The sequence below is a fragment of the Mesorhizobium sp. M7A.F.Ca.US.010.02.1.1 genome, from assembly GCF_004023085.1.
GTDB lineage: Bacteria > Pseudomonadota > Alphaproteobacteria > Rhizobiales > Rhizobiaceae > Mesorhizobium.
This window is the reverse complement of sequence record NZ_RZRV01000008.1, coordinates 179,414-195,262: the sequence shown is the minus strand read 5'-3', so window position 1 is coordinate 195,262 and position 15,849 is coordinate 179,414. Positions and strand designations below refer to the sequence as shown.

Annotated in this window: 14 protein-coding genes; 8 read left to right on the top strand and 6 right to left on the bottom strand. The window is 63.1% G+C overall.

Annotation, left to right across the window (positions count from 1 at the left end; genetic code table 11):
• Positions 1-17 precede the first annotated feature (17 nt).
• Positions 18-1,475, top strand: coding sequence for an NCS1 family nucleobase:cation symporter-1 (locus EOA19_RS11455; RefSeq protein WP_027161571.1), 1,458 nt, complete (start codon positions 18-20; stop codon positions 1,473-1,475).
• Positions 1,476-1,511: 36 nt separating this feature from the next.
• Here EOA19_RS11455 and EOA19_RS11450 read toward each other — a convergent pair whose 3' ends face one another.
• The 5 genes from EOA19_RS11450 to tpiA all read right to left on the bottom strand — a co-directional run bounded on the left by EOA19_RS11450 (position 1,512) and on the right by tpiA (position 6,589).
• Positions 1,512-2,048 carry a DUF1697 domain-containing protein gene (locus EOA19_RS11450; RefSeq protein WP_128303638.1) on the bottom strand — a complete coding sequence of 179 codons (537 nt, stop codon included), beginning with the start codon at positions 2,046-2,048 and terminating at the stop codon, positions 1,512-1,514.
• Positions 2,049-2,066: 18 nt separating this feature from the next.
• On the bottom strand, positions 2,067-3,704 hold the full coding sequence (locus EOA19_RS11445; protein ID WP_127810447.1) for a CTP synthase: 1,638 nt from the start codon (positions 3,702-3,704) through the stop codon (positions 2,067-2,069).
• A gap of 137 nt (positions 3,705-3,841) precedes the next feature.
• Positions 3,842-4,969: a L,D-transpeptidase gene (locus EOA19_RS11440; protein WP_128303637.1), complete on the bottom strand. Its 1,128-nt coding sequence runs from the start codon at positions 4,967-4,969 to the stop codon at positions 3,842-3,844.
• Between the two features lie 211 nt (positions 4,970-5,180).
• Positions 5,181-5,651, bottom strand: a complete 471-nt coding sequence (gene secG, locus EOA19_RS11435; protein ID WP_128303636.1) for a preprotein translocase subunit SecG — start codon at positions 5,649-5,651, stop codon at positions 5,181-5,183.
• 170 nt (positions 5,652-5,821) lie between these two features.
• Positions 5,822-6,589: a triose-phosphate isomerase gene (tpiA, locus tag EOA19_RS11430; RefSeq protein WP_128303635.1), complete on the bottom strand. Its 768-nt coding sequence runs from the start codon at positions 6,587-6,589 to the stop codon at positions 5,822-5,824.
• A 144-nt stretch (positions 6,590-6,733) separates the two neighbouring features.
• Between tpiA and EOA19_RS11425 the strand changes: the two genes are divergently transcribed.
• The 5 genes from EOA19_RS11425 to glp are packed head-to-tail and all read left to right on the top strand — an operon-like array spanning position 6,734 to position 12,146.
• Positions 6,734-8,626: a SurA N-terminal domain-containing protein gene (locus tag EOA19_RS11425; RefSeq protein ID WP_128303634.1), complete on the top strand. Its 1,893-nt coding sequence runs from the start codon at positions 6,734-6,736 to the stop codon at positions 8,624-8,626.
• Entirely contained in the window at positions 8,623-9,633 is a 1,011-nt protein-coding gene (gene trpD / locus EOA19_RS11420; protein ID WP_023812911.1) for an anthranilate phosphoribosyltransferase, read from the top strand. The genes EOA19_RS11425 and trpD overlap by 4 nt, the downstream gene beginning before the upstream one ends.
• 10 nt (positions 9,634-9,643) lie before the next feature.
• Complete coding sequence (trpC, locus tag EOA19_RS11415; protein WP_128303633.1) at positions 9,644-10,456, top strand: indole-3-glycerol phosphate synthase TrpC; 813 nt, start codon at positions 9,644-9,646, stop codon at positions 10,454-10,456.
• 2 nt (positions 10,457-10,458) lie between these two features.
• Positions 10,459-10,941: a cyclic pyranopterin monophosphate synthase MoaC gene (moaC, locus tag EOA19_RS11410; RefSeq protein WP_023812913.1), complete on the top strand. Its 483-nt coding sequence runs from the start codon at positions 10,459-10,461 to the stop codon at positions 10,939-10,941.
• Positions 10,941-12,146, top strand: a complete 1,206-nt coding sequence (gene glp / locus EOA19_RS11405) for a gephyrin-like molybdotransferase Glp (RefSeq protein ID WP_128303632.1) — start codon at positions 10,941-10,943, stop codon at positions 12,144-12,146. The genes moaC and glp overlap by 1 nt, the downstream gene beginning before the upstream one ends.
• A gap of 48 nt (positions 12,147-12,194) precedes the next feature.
• Here the strand turns inward: glp and EOA19_RS11400 are convergent, their stop codons facing one another.
• A complete protein-coding gene (locus EOA19_RS11400) occupies positions 12,195-13,025 on the bottom strand; it encodes an alpha/beta hydrolase (RefSeq protein ID WP_128303631.1) in 831 nt (276 codons plus the stop codon).
• Between the two features lie 309 nt (positions 13,026-13,334).
• On the opposite strand from EOA19_RS11400, the gene EOA19_RS11395 reads away from it, so the two are divergent.
• Together EOA19_RS11395 and kynA are read left to right on the top strand one after the other, a co-directional pair.
• The gene (locus tag EOA19_RS11395; protein WP_128303630.1) at positions 13,335-14,960 is read left to right on the top strand and encodes an AMP-binding protein; all 1,626 of its coding nucleotides are present in this window, start codon (positions 13,335-13,337) and stop codon (positions 14,958-14,960) included.
• On the top strand, positions 14,957-15,793 hold the full coding sequence (kynA, locus tag EOA19_RS11390) for a tryptophan 2,3-dioxygenase (protein WP_031213580.1): 837 nt from the start codon (positions 14,957-14,959) through the stop codon (positions 15,791-15,793). Before EOA19_RS11395 ends, kynA begins: the two co-directional genes overlap by 4 nt.
• Positions 15,794-15,849: the final 56 nt, after the last annotated feature.

Here is a 15,849-nt window from a genome sequence, read left to right as displayed (position 1 = left end):
AAAAGGGGACCATTGCAATGACAATACAGGGTGCTTCACCTGATCTCTATAACGAGGATCTGGCTCCAGCCAAAGTTCGAAACTGGGGACCATTCTCGATCTTCAACGTCTGGACATCGGACGTTCACAGCCTCTGGGGCTACTATCTCGCCGCCAGTCTGTTCCTGTTCTGCGGCGGCTTTGTCAATTTCATCATCGCCATAGGCATCGGATCGCTGATCATCTACGCGCTGATGAACATGGTCGGCTATGCCGGCGTGAAGACGGGCGTGCCCTACCCCGTGCTTGCCCGCGCCTCTTTCGGCATCTGGGGCGCCAACATACCGGCACTGGTGCGCGCCATCGTCGCCTGCTTCTGGTACGGCGCGCAGACGGCCGCCGCCTCGGGCGCGATCGTGGCGCTGCTGATCCGCACGCAGTGGTTCGCCGATTTCAACGCCAGCACGCATTTCCTCGGCCATACCGGCCTGGAGGTGATCTGCTTCGTGGTCATCTGGGGGCTGCAACTGCTGATCATCCAGAACGGCATGGAAACGGTGCGCCGCTTCCAGGACTGGGCCGGCCCCGCAGTGTGGGTGATGATGCTGATCCTGGCGATCTATCTCTGCGTCAAATCCGGGAGATTTGCCTTCACCAGCGACATCCCGATGGACGTGTTGCTGGACAAGACGAAGGACGCGGGCGTGCCCGGCACGCCCGGCTCGTGGACTTCGCTGTTTGCGGTGGCAGCAATCTGGGTCACCTATTTCTCGGCGCTCTATCTCAACTTCTGCGATTTCGCCCGTTACGCGCCGGACAAGGCATCGCTGCGCAAGGGCAACATCTGGGGCCTGCCGATCAACCTCATCCTGTTCTCGCTGGTCGCCGGCGTCACCACCATTGCCGCCTTTGACGTCTATGGCGAGGTGCTGCTGCATCCCGACCAGATCTCGGCGAAATTCGACAGCTGGTTCCTGGCGGCGCTCGCAGCCCTGACCTTTGCGGTTGCGACCCTGGGCATCAACGTGGTCGCTAATTTCGTCTCGCCGGCCTTCGACTTCTCCAACGTCTTCCCCAGGCAGATCGACTTCAAGAAGGGCGGCTATATCGCGGCCGTCATTGCCCTGCTGCTCTATCCCTTCGCGCCATGGGAAGGCAGTGCCGCTTCCTTCGTCAACATCATCGGCGCGACGATGGGGCCGATCTTCGGGGTGATGATGGTCGACTACTACCTGATCCGGAAGGGTGAGGTCGACGTCGAAGCGCTTTACCGCGAAGACGGCGAGTTCCGTTTCCAGGGCGGCTGGCACGTCAATGCCTTTATCGCCGCCGGCATCGGCGCCATCTTCTCGTCGATCCTGCCCAACTTCACCAACTGGCTTCCATCCTGGTGGGGCGTCTATGGCTGGTTCTTCGGCGTGGCGATCGCCGGCATCATCTACTACGTGCTGCGCACCGCCGCTTTGGGCGCCGGCGCCAGGACCGCGAAAGCCTGACAAGGTGAATTTGGGGCGGCGAGTGCCGCCCCAAACCTACCCGAGCATCTCGGCCAATCTGCGCACTGTGTTCCAGTTGCGCGACGTGCCTGTGCCCATGCGCTTGTGATTCATCGCCGCAAGCAGCCGCGAGCTTGGCCTCTCGCGTGAAAAGACGACCCAAATGTCGCCGCCGAGCGAAGTCACTTTCTCGTCCTCGGCGGCATAAGCCTGCAGTGCCGTCACGGCCTCCTGGGGTGCAGGCTTACGCATCACGCGCACCGCCACCTGATCGCCTGCTTTAGCAGAATCAGCCGGGAACGGATTGCCGGCGGCAAGCTTCAGCCAGTCCTCGGCACCACGCACGATGATGTCGACATGGCGGCCGAAGGTTTTTTTAAAGGCTGCCTCCAACCACTGTTCGAGGTCGGCGATATCAGTTGCCGGTGCCTCGAAGACCAGATTGCCCGTCGCCACCAGCGTGCGCGGGTTGTTCAGCCCGAGCTCTTCGGCCATGGCCTTGAGGTCGGCCATGACGACCCGGCGGCCCTCGCCCAGGATGATGCTGTAAAGCAGTGCGACATAGGTCTGCATTGCCGCCCGACCTGATCGCTACACCAACCGGCTCTGCTCCACCGCCGCCTCGATGAAACTGGCGAACAGCGGATGCGGGTCAAGCGGCCGGCTTTTCAGTTCCGGGTGATACTGCACGCCGATGAACCACGGATGGTCCGGATATTCGACCGTTTCCGGCAACACGCCGTCGGGCGACATGCCGGCAAACACCAGGCCGCAATCTTCGAGCCGCTCCTTGTAGTCGACATTGACCTCGTAGCGGTGGCGATGGCGCTCGAAAATCTGTGTGTCGCCGTAAATCTCGGCGATCTTGGAGCCCTTGGCGAGTTCGGCCTGATAGGCGCCGAGCCGCATCGTGCCGCCGAGATCGCCGGTTTCCCGGCGCTTCTCCAGCATGTTGCCTTTCAGCCATTCGGTCATCAGGCCGACGACCGGTTCCTCGGTCGGACCAAACTCGGTCGAAGACGCATGTTCGACGCCGGCCAGCGACCGCGCCGCCTCGATGCAGGCCATCTGCATGCCGAAGCAGATGCCGAAATACGGCACCTTGCGCTCGCGCGCGAACTTCGCCGCCAGTATCTTGCCTTCGGCACCGCGCTCGCCAAAGCCGCCGGGAACCAGGATGCCATGCACCTTTTCCAGCCATGGCGTCGGATCCTCCTTTTCGAAGATCTCCGATTCGATCCAGTCGAGCTTGACCTTGACGTGGTTGGCCAGGCCGCCATGCGACAGCGCCTCGATCAGCGATTTGTAGGCATCCTTGAGGCCGGTATATTTGCCGACCACGGCGATGGTGACCTCGCCTTCCGGATTGTGGATGCGGTTGGACACCGCCTGCCACGGCTCCATGCGCGGCTTCGGCGCCGGATCGATGCCGAAGGCAGCCAGCACTTCCGAATCGAGCCCTTCCCTATGGTATGCCATCGGCACATCGTAGATATGCGGCACGTCGAGCGCCTGGATCACGGCACTTTCGCGCACATTGCAAAACAGCGACAGTTTTCTGCGCTCTTCCTTGGGAATGGCGCGGTCGGCACGGACCAGCAGGATATCGGGCGCGATGCCGATGCCGCGCAGCTCCTTGACCGAATGCTGGGTCGGCTTGGTCTTCAGCTCGCCTGCCGTCGGGATGTAGGGCATCAGCGTCAGATGGACGTAGACGGCGTTGTTGCGCGGCAGGTCGTTGCCAAGCTGGCGAATAGCTTCCAGGAACGGCATCGCCTCGATGTCGCCGACCGTGCCGCCGATCTCGCACAACACGAAATCATAGTCGTCATTGCCGTTGAGGACGAAATTCTTGATCTCGTCGGTGACGTGCGGAATGACCTGCACGGTTGCGCCGAGATAATCGCCGCGCCGCTCACGCTCGATGATGTTCTTGTAGATGCGGCCGGTGGTGATGTTGTCCTGCTGATTGGCGGAGCGGCCGGTGAAGCGCTCGTAATGGCCAAGATCGAGATCGGTTTCCGCGCCATCATCAGTGACGAAAACCTCGCCATGCTGGTACGGCGACATCGTGCCCGGATCGACATTGAGGTAGGGGTCGAGTTTTTTGATGCGTGCGCGATAGCCTCGCGCCTGCAGGAGAGCCCCAAGGGCCGCTGCGGCTATGCCTTTTCCAAGTGAGGAAACCACGCCGCCTGTGATGAATACATATCGCGCCATGGGAGTCATCGCTTAACGCGGCCGGATTGATTCCGCCAGAGAAAAAACCACCGCGAAGGTTTTTTCCCAAGAAGGCGCTCGGATCGTGAACAGGGCAAAACAAAAGGGCCGGCTGAGCCGGCCCTTTCGGCAGGATGACGAAAACGTCAGATGATAACGACCTTGGTGCCAACCCTGACGCGGCTGTAGAGGTCCATGACGTGCTCGTTGATCATGCGGAAGCAGCCATTCGAGGCGCTGGTTCCGATCGACTGCGGCGCGATGGTGCCGTGGATACGCAGATGCGTGTCCTTCTTGCCGTCATAGAGGTAGATGGCGCGGGCGCCGAGCGGGTTCTGGCCACCGCCGGGCATGCCGTCCTTGTACTGGCCATAATGCTTCGGCTCACGCTTCTGCATGTCCAGCGTCGGGATCCAGCGCGGCCATTCCTGCTTGTCGCCGACCGCAACCGTACCCTTGTACTGCAGACCCTCGCGGCCGACCGCAATGGCGTAGCGGCGGGCGGTGGAGGACGATTCGACGAGGTAGAGGCGCCGCGCGCTGGTGTCGATGACGATGGTGCCCGCATCGTAACCGCTGAATTCCACGTCCTGCGGCACGAATTCCGGCTTCACCTTGAACTGCTTCTTGGCTTCCCTCTTGGCGAGCACCTGGTCGAGAGCCCGTGTCTCAGGGAGATAGCTTATCGAAGACCCGGACGAGGTCCCGCCGAAGAGACCGGCGAACAGACCACCGCTGCTCGGCTGCTTCTGGCCGATGACCTCGCTGCGCAGCTCGCCATTGTTGCCGGTCAAGGCGACGTTCATCGCCTCTGCCGGAAGCGGCTCTGCCGATTGGATCGGTGCGATCGGTTCGATAGGCTCGATGATCTTGGCAACCTGCTTCTTGGCCGGCTTGGCATCGGCCACCTCGGTTGCCGGCGCGCTCTTGCCCTTCTTGGCAAGGAACGCCTGCCGTTCAGCGTCGGCCTTGGCCTTGGCCGCCTCGCGCATCGCCAGTTTCCTGGCTTCGAGCGCCTTGGCTTTGGCGGCCTCCTTGTCGGCAACGATCTTGGCCTCGATCTTCTTGATCTGGGCGAGGTCGTCGGGCGTCGGGTTTTTCTTCTTCTTGAGAAGCTTCAATTGCGACGCGTCACTTTTGACGGCGACGTTGATGGCGGAGGTTGTTTCAACCGAAGGCTGTGCGGCCATATTGGCCGGAACGCCAGCGAAGGCTGGGGAACTGATGCCGATTGCGGCACAAAGTCCCAGGAAAATGAAGCTGCGAAGCTGCATGGCGAAGATCCGATCGTTCTATGCTTGTTGCCCACGGCGTCGCCCAGCGCCCCCCAAGGGCGCCGGAAGTGCCGCGCGCAATCTATAGTCGAATAAGCGCGGGGGCCTCAAGCGTGAGGTCGTACCTCACCCAGTCGAATCTTTGTGATCTCGCTGCATTTGCCGCGACTGTGTTCAAACGAGCACAGATCGCGGCTTCAGCCGCCGAAGACTACTGGTTAGGAACCTGCGGGGCCGCCGGCGCGGCGGGAGCGGCGCCATTGGTTGCCGGCGGCGTCGAACCGGCGGCAGGCGCCGTGGCCGGCGCGGTCGCCGGAGCCGCGGCATCGTTGCCTGACGGCGGCGTCGGCGTGGTGGTGCCTGCGGGCGCCGGGGTGGTCGTGCCGGGCAATTGGTTGAGCACGCCTTTGCCTGCACCGTCCGATGTCGCCGGCACGCGGTCGAGGATGTCGATCGGCTTCTCGCCGTAGCGGGCGACGATCGACAGGGTCAAGGAGGTGGCGAAGAAGGCGGCCGCCAGGATCGCCGTCGCACGCGTCAGCGCATTGGCAGCGCCACGCGCGGTCATGAAGCCGGAGCCGCCACCGATGCCGAGGCCGCCGCCTTCGGAGCGCTGCAGCAGCACCACGCCGACAAGGGCGAGCACAACCATGAGATGGATGACGATCAGTACGGTTTCCATAGTTTATCCTGGCAAGGCCTTGCCCGGCCGCGGACACGACCGGTGAATTGGAGGCGGCTCAATACAATGCTTTGACGGCATTTCCAAGCCCGTGGCCGGAATATGGGAAGCAACCCGTCCTTTGCAACGATTTCAGGCACCGGAAGCCCTGTCCGGCGTGGCGAATGTCTTCAAGCAATATTGCGATAGGCCTCGGCAATAGCTAGGAAATCCGCCGCTTTCAGGCTGGCGCCGCCGACCAGCGCCCCGTCGACATTCCTGACGCCGAGCAATTCGACCGCGTTGGAAGGCTTGACCGAGCCGCCATAGAGAATGCGCACCTTGGCCGCAACGCCGCCGAGCTTTTCCGACAGCTTTTCGCGAATATGCGCGTGTGCTTCGGCCACATCGGCGGCGGTCGGCGTCAGGCCGGTGCCAATCGCCCATACCGGCTCATAAGCAATGATGGTGTTGGACGGTGTGGCGCTTGGCGGGACCGAACCATCGACCTGCCGCGACAGCACGTCCAGTGTGGCGCCCGCTTCACGCTGCTCATGCGTCTCGCCAATGCAAATGATGGCCACAAGCCCGGCGCGCCAGGCGGCGGAGGCCTTGGCCTGGACAGTGGCATCATCCTCGCCGTGTTGCTCGCGGCATTCGGAATGGCCAACGATGACATGGCTTGCACCGGCATCCCTGAGCATTTCCGCCGAGATGCAGCCGGTGTAGGCGCCGCTCTCCTTGGTGTGGCAATCCTCGCCGCCGGCATGCACCGGCGTGCGTGACAGGATCTCCGCGGCGTGGGCAAGCAGGGTCGCGGGAACGCAAACCAGTGCTTCGGTCTCCGCGTCAAGTCCGCTCATGAAGCCGTTGCCGATCATCCTGAGCTCGTTGAGGGAGGCGCTGGTGCCGTTCATTTTCCAGTTGCCGGCGACGAGCGGGCGAATTCCTGGTGTCATGGGTTTGCTTCTCCGGGCGATATCGGGCTCTGGCCCTCACTACCAAAATCAGGCCACAAAGCAATCGACAGTGGACCGGAAGGGCGCTATTGCGCTTGTTTCAGACTCGGCGCATGCGAAAATGCGCATAAATCGGAAGTAAAAATGCTTGGTATATTGAGAAGCGCGGCAGGCACCTGGGTCGCGAAGGGGCTGTTGGTGCTGCTGGTGCTCAGCTTTTTGGTTTGGGGCGTTTCCGGACGGCTGATGGGCGGTTTGGCCGGCCATGATTCGGTCATAACGGCCGGCGGCACCAAAGTGTCGATCAACGAATACCGTCTCGCCTACGATCGCCAGCTCGCCGTCATGTCGCAGCAGTTCGGCCAGCGTCTCAGCCACGAACAGGCAAAGGCGCTCGGTGTCGACAACCAGGTGTTGGCGCAGCTCGTCTCGGGTGCCGTTCTCGACGAACAGGCCCGCAAGCTGGGCCTCGGACTTTCCAAGGACCGGCTGGCCGAGCTGACACGCGAAGACCCGGCCTTCAAAGGCCCGGGCGGGCAGTTCGACCGCAGAACGTTCGAATATATGCTGCAGCAGATCGGCATGCGGCCCGAGGATTATCTTAAGAACCGTGCCCAGGTGGCGGTGCGCCAGCAGATTGTCGAGGCGGTCTCGGATGGCCTCAAGGCTCCGGACACTTTCTTCAAGGCGGTTGCGCTCTATCGCGGCGAAGACCGCACCATCGACTATTTGACGCTACCCAAGGCACTTGTCGAGCCGATCGCGGCACCGTCCGACAGTGTGCTCTCGGCCTATTTCGAAGCCAACAAGAAGACATATGCGGCACCCGAATACCGCAAATTCTCCTATGTCCGCCTCGAACCCGTCGACATCATGGATACGACAGCCGTCACCGACAGCCAGGTCAGCGACGACTACAACAAGAACAAGGCGCGTTACACCACGCCGGAACTGCGCACCGTGGAGCAGCTCGTGTTCAAGACGCCGGATGCGGCCAAGGCCGCACTCGATTCGCTCAAGGCCGGCGCCACTTTCGACAAGCTGGTCACGGCGGAAGGCAAGACGCCGGCCGACACGTTGCTCGGCACGCTTGCCAAGGACAAGATCGCCGACAAGGCGGTCGCCGACGCGGCCTTTTCGCTCAACGCCAATGAAGTCAGCCAGGTCGTGCAAGGCGCCTTCGGTCCGGTGCTGCTGCGCGTCACCGAGATCAAGCCCGAGGTGGTGAAGCCACTGGCCGAGGTGTCCGATCAGATCCGCAAGGATCTGGCGCTGGGCGAGGCAAGCCGCATCCTTCTGGACGTGCGTGACAATTACGATGACACCCGCGCCGCCGGCAGTTCGCTGGCTGAGGCCGCGGCCAAGCTGAAGCTGAAGGTCGTCACCATCGACGCCATCGATCGCAGTGGGCTGCGGCCAGATGCAAGCATCGTCAAGGACCTGCCGCAATCGCCGGAGCTGATCAAAGCGGTCTTCGACGCCGAACCCAACACGGAAAACGATGCCTTGACCACAGCCGACAACGGCTTCGTCTTCTATGAGGTGGCGTCCATCACGCCGGCTCGCGACCGCACGCTGGATGAGGTTCGTCAGAAAGTCGTGGCCGACTGGACGGCGGCGGAAACAAGCAAGCGGCTCGCCGCCAAGGCTGACGAGCTGGAAAAGCGGCTCAAGGCCGGCGCAACGCTCGATGTCATCGCCAGCGAACTGAAGCTCGAAAAGCAGACCAAGCGCGGTGTTAAGCGTGAGGCTGACGACGTCGACTTCGGTAAGGAGGGTGCGGCAGCGATGTTCGGTGTCGGCGAAGGCGGTACCGGCCTGATCCCCTCGCCCACCGGCGACGGGCAGATCCTGTACAAGGTCGCCGAAGTGTTCGAGCCCGCCGGAGCCGATGCCAGCTCGGTGCCGGATGACGCACAGAAATCCTTCACCTCCGGCATGTCGGACGACCTGCTCGACCAATTGGTGGCGCAGTTGCAGACGCAGTACGACGTTCGCATCGACCAGGCCGCCGTCGCCCAAGCCTCGACAAGATGAGCGCGCTGAAAACCCATATCGCCAAGATCGCGACCGGTAGCGCGCTTTCCTTCGAGGAAGCGCGCGAGGCTTTCGACATCATCATGTCGGGTGATGCGACCCCCGGCCAGATCGGCGGCTTCCTGATGGCGCTGCGCGTGCGCGGCGAGACGGTGAGCGAGATTTCAGGCGCCGTCGCAACCATGCGGGCCAAGATGCTGCACGTCGACGCGCCCACCGATGCCGTCGACATCGTCGGTACCGGCGGCGACAATTCTCACAGCGTCAACATTTCGACGGCATCGGCCTTCGTCGTTGCCGGCAGCGGCGTGCCGGTTGCCAAACACGGCAATCGCGGCCTGTCGTCGCTGACAGGGGCAGCCGATGTGCTGGTGGCGCTCGGGGTCAAGATCGACATCTCGCCCGATTTCATTAGCCGTTGCATCCACGAGGCAGGCGTTGGCTTCATGTTCGCGCCCGCGCATCATCCTGCGATGAAGCATGTCGGCCCGACCCGCGTCGAACTCGGCACCCGCACCATATTCAACCTGCTCGGGCCGCTCTCCAATCCGGCCGGCGTCAAGCGGCAGCTGGTCGGTGTGTTCCTGCCGGAATGGATCCTGCCGGTTGCCGAGACACTGAAGGCGCTGGGTGCCGAGCATGTCTGGGTCGCCCATGGCGACGGCTATGACGAGATCACCACCACCGGCGAGACGCAGGTCGCCGAACTGATCGGCGGCGAAATCCGCAGCTTCACGCTGACCCCTGAAGCGGTTGGGCTGGCGCGCCATAGCAAGGATGAGTTGCGCGGCGGCGATGCGGACTACAACGCCAAGGCCTTGCGCGATATGCTGGGCGGCGGCGCCGGCGCCTATCGCGACACCGTGCTGATGAACGCCGGTGCCGGACTGGTTGTGGCCGGCAAGGCGACGACGCTTGGCGACGGCATCGCGGCGGCGGCGCAAGCCATCGATAGCGGCCGTGCCCTGCAAGTGCTCGACAGGCTGGTCGAGATTTCGAACGGATAACGGATAGAGCGTGTCTGACATTCTTCGCAAGATCGAGGCCTACAAGCGCGACGAGATCGCGGCGGCAAAGGCACGCGTGCCGTTGGCCGAAATCAAGGTCCGGGCAAAAGATGCCGACGCACCGCGCGGTTTTCTTGCCGCACTGGAAGCGAAGCGCAAATCCGGCGCCTTCGCGCTGATCGCCGAGATCAAGAAAGCGAGCCCCTCCAAGGGTCTGATCCGTGCCGATTTCGATCCACCGGCTCTGGCGCAGGCCTATGCCAAGGGTGGTGCTGCCTGTCTTTCGGTGCTGACCGATGCACCGTCCTTCCAAGGTGCGCCTGAATTTCTCACCCGGGCGCGAGCCGCCGTCGCGCTGCCGGCGCTGCGCAAGGATTTCCTGTTCGATCCGTATCAGGTCTACGAAGCCCGCGCCTGGGGCGCGGATGCCATCCTGATCATCATGGCCAGCGTCGACGACGCCCTGGCGAGCGAACTCGAGGCGACGGCGTTCGAACTCGGCATGGATGCACTGGTCGAAGTGCATGACGAGACCGAGACGCAGCGCGCGCTAAAATTGTCGTCGCGACTGATCGGCATCAACAACCGCAATCTGCGTACATTCGAGACCAGCCTCGACACTTCCATGCGGCTGGCGACAATGGTGCCGGCCGACCGCTTGCTGGTCAGCGAGAGCGGTATTTTCTCGCATGACGACTGCCTCAGGCTGCAAAAGAGCGACATCGGCACTTTTCTTGTCGGCGAGAGCCTGATGCGGCAACAGGACGTCACCGCGGCGACGCGCCTGCTTCTGACAGGCAAGGCTTTGGCCGAGGCTATCTGACGATGGTATCAGGCCTTACCCATCTCGGCGCGCAGGGCGAGGCCAACATGGTCGATGTCGGCGACAAGGAAGAAACAACGCGCACGGCGATCGCCGAAGGCTTTGTCGCGATGCAGCCCGAGACGCTGAAGATGATCCTCGCCGGCAACGCCAAGAAGGGCGATGTGCTCGGCACCGCGCGCATCGCCGGTATCATGGCGGCGAAGAAGACGCATGAACTAATCCCGCTCTGCCACCCGCTGCTTTTGACCAAGGTTTCCGTCGACATCGAGCCCGACCATGCTTTGCCGGGCCTGAAGGTCACCGCGCTGGCGCGCGTCACCGGCAAGACGGGTGTCGAGATGGAAGCGCTGACCGCCGCTTCGGTAGCCTGCCTGACCATCTACGACATGGCGAAAGCAGTCGACCGCGCCATGGTCATCACCGGCATCCGCCTGGTCGAAAAGACGGGTGGCAAGTCGGGTGACTACAAGGCGAGCGCCTGATGGCGCTGGTTCCTATCGCGGAGGCGCTTGAACGCCTGCTCGATGGTGCGGCACCTCTAGCCGGCGAAAGCGTTCCTCTGTTCGAGGCGGTGGATCGTGTTCTGGCGGAACCGGTCGTTGCTCTTCGCACCCAGCCGCCTTTCAATGCTTCCGCCATGGACGGCTATGCGGCGCGCGCCGCCGACGTCACGTCGGTCCCATCCAGGCTGTCGGTGATCGGCATAGCGCCGGCTGGACGTGGCTTCGACGGCACGGTCGGCCAGACGCAGGCCGTGCGCATCTTCACCGGCGCGCCGCTGCCCGAAGGCGCCGACACCATCGTCATCCAGGAGAATGTCCGCGACCTCGGCGGCGGCGATATCGAAGTGATCGAGCCGACAGCGCAATGGCGCAATATCCGCCGCATCGGCCTCGATTTTTCAACAGGCGACATGCTACTGGAGAAAGGCCGCTTGCTCGACCCGGCGGCACTGTCGCTGGCAGCATCGGCCAACCATCCCCGGGTCAGCGTGGTGAAACGGCCGCTGGTCGCCATTATCGCCACCGGCGACGAATTGCTGCCGCCGGGCAGTGATCTCGGCCCGGACCAGATCATCTCGTCCAATGCCTATGGCGTCGCTGCCACCGCACACTCGGTCGGCGCCCGCGCGCTCGATCTCGGCATTGCCGCCGATCGCAAGGAGGCTATCGCTGCCCTGATCAGACAAGCGGTCGCGGCCGGTGCGGATGTCATCGTGACGCTTGGTGGCGCCTCGGTCGGCGATCACGACCTGATCCACGACGTGCTGACCGGCGAAGGCATGACGCTCGGCTTCTGGAAGATCGCCATGCGCCCCGGCAAGCCGCTGATGTTCGGCCGCCTCGGCGATATCAGGTGCATCGGCCTGCCCGGCAATCCGGTGGCAAGCCTGGTCTGCTCGCAGTTGTTCCTGAAGCCGCTGCTGGCGCGGCTCGGCGGCCGCAATCATCGACAGGACGTTCGCCAAGCGCGATTGGGCGCCGCAATGCCGGCCAATGATTTGCGCCAGGACTATGTCCGAGCCGTGGTCAGGGAAGATGACGGCGTGCTGGTGGCGACGCCGTTCGGTATCCAGGATTCCTCGATGCTGAGAATGCTGGCCGACGCCAACGGGCTGATCGTGCGGGCGCCGTTTGCCCCTGCAGCAGCCGCGGGCGAGGCTTGCAGCGTTTTGATGCTGCGCTGAGGAATCCCGAACAAGCCATTCATAACAGACGAGAAAATGATCCCGGCTCTAGTTCGAGATCAGGCTCTGCGTCAGCGGATGCGCCGGGTCGGCAAGGCCGTCGACAATGCTGTAATGATGCCGGTCGGGCTCGATCACGACGCTGGTGGTGGCGCCGAGGCCGGTCCAGATATTGGCAAGCAATGCATTTTGACGCAGAAACTCAGCGCGCTCGCCACCACCGGCCCAGCAGGTGATGCGGGCGCCGTCCATGGGTCGCAGCAGCGCCGGACTTTCAGCCAGCGCCTCTTCTTCGTCGATTGCCAGTGCCTTGTTCATCCCGGTGCGGATGATCGGACGCAAATCGTGGAGGCCTGAAATCGAAATGACGTGGCGTATGCGCCGCGCCACATCGGCAGCCAGCGGCGTTGATATCGTCACCATCCGGGTGGCAAGATGGCCGCCGGCCGAATGCCCGGTCAGCATCAGCGGTCCGTCGACCATTGCCGCCGCCTCGCCGATCGCCGCACCAATCTCCCTGACGATGCCGGCGATGCGTATGTTCGGGCACAGCGTGTAGGAGGGCATCGCCACGGCGAAGCCACTGCCGACCGCGCCATTGGCGAGGTGCGACCACAAGCTCTTGTCGGTCTCCAGCCAGTAACCGCCATGGATAATCACCACCAGCCCTTTGGGCGCGGCCCTGGGAAGGAAAAGATCGAGCCGATTGCGCGGTCCGTCGCCATAGGCGATGTCGAGCCGCGCCCGGCCCTGCGCCGACAGCGCATCGCGGAATGCTTGCGCTGGCTCCGCCCATGCAGACGGCCAGCGATCACTGCCCGCGATGTTGGCGCCGTTGGCATAGGCATCATCCCAATCGACGATGTGACGTTCGAACATCTGCGCCCTTCCCCAAGACGGCATCGCTACTTGCTAGCAATGGCCACCGCCATGCCATGCGTCAATGCCCTGAGCAAAAACATTTTAGGCTTGAAACAAATTTCGACTGGTGCGATCCTGCCCCAACGAACAGCCGACAATGGGAGGTCTGCTGTGCTGCCCGAACCTGCAGATGTTCACCCTTTCTGGGCGCATCTCAGCAGGTGCGATGGGTAGTACGAAGCTTCCTCAGAGCAGGACCTTAGGATCCACTACATCCGGCCAAGGCGCATCGCGCACTGGTCAGGCAGCAGACGGGATAGCGGCGACATGCTTGGGCCTTCAGCGCATATCGACACGTTCACGCGCGATCACCTGCCGCCGCCGGAGCAATGGCCTGAAATCCTGCTCGACGGCTTCGACTATCCCGAACGCCTCAACGCCGGTGTCGAACTGACCGACAGGCTGGTCGAAAAAGGTCTCGGCGACCACACCGCCCTGATCGGCAATGGCCGCCGCCGCACCTACAAGGAACTGTCCGACTGGACGAACAGGCTGGCCCACGCGCTGGTCGAGAATTACGGAGTCAAGCCGGGCAACCGGGTGCTGATCCGCTCGGCCAACAACCCCGCCATGGTCGCCTGCTGGCTGGCCGCCACCAAGGTCGGTGCCGTGGTCGTCAACACCATGCCGATGCTGCGCGCCGGCGAACTCGCCAAGATCGTCGACAAGGCCGAGATCACCGTTGCGCTCTGCGACACCAGGCTGATGGACGAGATGACCGTGTGCGCCAAGGACAGCGCATTCCTCAGGCAGGTCATCGGTTTCGACGGCACCGCCAACCATGATGCTGAACTCGATCGCGCCGCGCTCGACAAGCCGGTGACGTTCACCGCAGTCGACACGGGCCGCGACGATGTCGCCCTGCTCGGCTTCACCTCGGGCACGACAGGCGTTCCGAAGGCGACGATGCATTTCCACCGCGACCTCCTGATCATTGCCGACGCCTATGCACGCGAAATCCTGGAGGTGACGGCGGACGACATCTTCGTCGGCTCGCCGCCGCTGGCCTTCACCTTCGGCCTTGGCGGGCTCGCTATCTTTCCCCTGCGCTTCGGTGCGGCGGCGACGCTGCTGGAGCAGGCGACGCCACCCAACATGATCCACATCATCGAGACCTACAAAGCGACGATCTCCTTCACCGCGCCGACTGCCTACCGCGCCATGCTGAAGGCCATGGATGAAGGTGCCGACCTGTCGTCGCTGCGCGTCGCCGTTTCGGCCGGCGAAACCTTGCCCGCCCCGGTTTTCGAAGAGTGGACGAAAAAGACCGGCAAGCCGATCCTCGACGGCATCGGCGCCACCGAAATGCTGCACATCTTCATCTCCAACCGCTTCGATGACATGAGGCCTGCGTCGACCGGCAAGCCGGTGGGCGGCTATGAGGCGCGCATCGTCGATGACGAGATGCGCGAGGTGCCGCGCGGCACGACCGGCAGGCTGGCGGTGCGCGGCCCGACCGGCTGCCGCTACATGGCCGATGACAGGCAGAAGGAATATGTGCGCGACGGCTGGAACCTCACCGGCGACACCTTCACGCAGGACGAGGACGGCTTCTTCCATTTCGCCGCACGCTCCGACGACATGATCGTCAGCGCCGGCTACAACATCGCCGGTCCCGAGGTCGAGGCGGCGCTGCTGGCGCATCCGGACGTCGCCGAATGCGCGGTGATCGGTGCAGAGGACGCCGAACGCGGCCAGATCGTCGAGGCGCATGTCGTGCTGGTGCAGGGCGTCGCGCCCGACGCCCTCACCACCAAGCGCCTGCAGGACCATGTCAAGGCAACGATCGCGCCCTATAAATATCCGCGATCGGTAAAATTCATCGCCGCTCTGCCCAAGACCCAGACCGGAAAGATCCAGCGCTTCCGGCTGCGCACGGAGAAAATCAATTGAGCCAACCGTACGATCCGGCGTCCGAAGGCGCCCAGATGTCGTTCAAGGAGCGCATGTCCTACAGCGACTACCTGCACCTGGAGAAAGTGCTGGAGGCCCAGACGCCGCTGTCATCGGCGCATGACGAGATGCTGTTCATCATCCAGCATCAGACCTCCGAGCTCTGGATGAAGCTTGCTCTGCACGAGATTGGCGCCGCGATCCGTTCCATCCGCGCCGACCGGCTCGAGCCGAGCTTCAAGATGCTGTCGCGCGTTGCGCGCATCTTCGAGCAGCTGAACAATGCCTGGGACGTGCTGCGGACGATGACGCCCAGCGAATACACCGAGTTCCGCGACGCGCTCGGCCAGTCCTCGGGTTTCCAGTCCTGGCAGTATCGCGCCATCGAGTTCATGGCCGGCAACCGAAACCTGGCAATGCTCGGGCCGCACAAGCATCGGCCCGACCTGAGCGGGAAGCTGGAAGCGATCCTGGCCGAGCCGTCGCTCTATGACGAGGCTCTGCTGCTTTTGGCGCGCAACGGATTCGACATCGGTGCCGATGCCAGGCGCACGGACTGGCGTGAGACGCGAACCGAGAATGAAGAGGTGCTGGTCGCCTGGCAGACCATCTACCGCGATCCGCAGCGCTACTGGATGTTCTACGAACTGGCCGAGAAGCTGGTCGACTTCGAGGACTACTTCCGCCGCTGGCGCTTCAACCACGTCACCACGGTGGAGCGCATCATCGGCCTGAAACGCGGCACCGGCGGCACGTCGGGTGCTTCGTATCTGAAGAAAATGCTCGAGGTCGTGCTGTTCCCGGAGCTGTGGACGGTCCGCACCCGGCTCTGACGTCGAAATGAAAACAGGCACACCGAGGGGACGCGCTGTGGCGGAAAACCCTTCGC

Coding starts and splice junctions, on each gene's coding strand:
- EOA19_RS11455 (WP_027161571.1), top strand. CDS start 18: ATGACAATACAGGGTGCTTCACCTGATCTCTATAACGAGGATCTGGCT.
- EOA19_RS11450 (WP_128303638.1), bottom strand. CDS start 2,048: ATGCAGACCTATGTCGCACTGCTTTACAGCATCATCCTGGGCGAGGGC.
- EOA19_RS11445 (WP_127810447.1), bottom strand. CDS start 3,704: ATGACTCCCATGGCGCGATATGTATTCATCACAGGCGGCGTGGTTTCC.
- EOA19_RS11440 (WP_128303637.1), bottom strand. CDS start 4,969: ATGCAGCTTCGCAGCTTCATTTTCCTGGGACTTTGTGCCGCAATCGGC.
- secG (WP_128303636.1), bottom strand. CDS start 5,651: ATGGAAACCGTACTGATCGTCATCCATCTCATGGTTGTGCTCGCCCTT.
- tpiA (WP_128303635.1), bottom strand. CDS start 6,589: ATGACACCAGGAATTCGCCCGCTCGTCGCCGGCAACTGGAAAATGAAC.
- EOA19_RS11425 (WP_128303634.1), top strand. CDS start 6,734: ATGCTTGGTATATTGAGAAGCGCGGCAGGCACCTGGGTCGCGAAGGGG.
- trpD (WP_023812911.1), top strand. CDS start 8,623: ATGAGCGCGCTGAAAACCCATATCGCCAAGATCGCGACCGGTAGCGCG.
- moaC (WP_023812913.1), top strand. CDS start 10,459: ATGGTATCAGGCCTTACCCATCTCGGCGCGCAGGGCGAGGCCAACATG.
- glp (WP_128303632.1), top strand. CDS start 10,941: ATGGCGCTGGTTCCTATCGCGGAGGCGCTTGAACGCCTGCTCGATGGT.
- EOA19_RS11400 (WP_128303631.1), bottom strand. CDS start 13,025: ATGTTCGAACGTCACATCGTCGATTGGGATGATGCCTATGCCAACGGC.
- EOA19_RS11395 (WP_128303630.1), top strand. CDS start 13,335: ATGCTTGGGCCTTCAGCGCATATCGACACGTTCACGCGCGATCACCTG.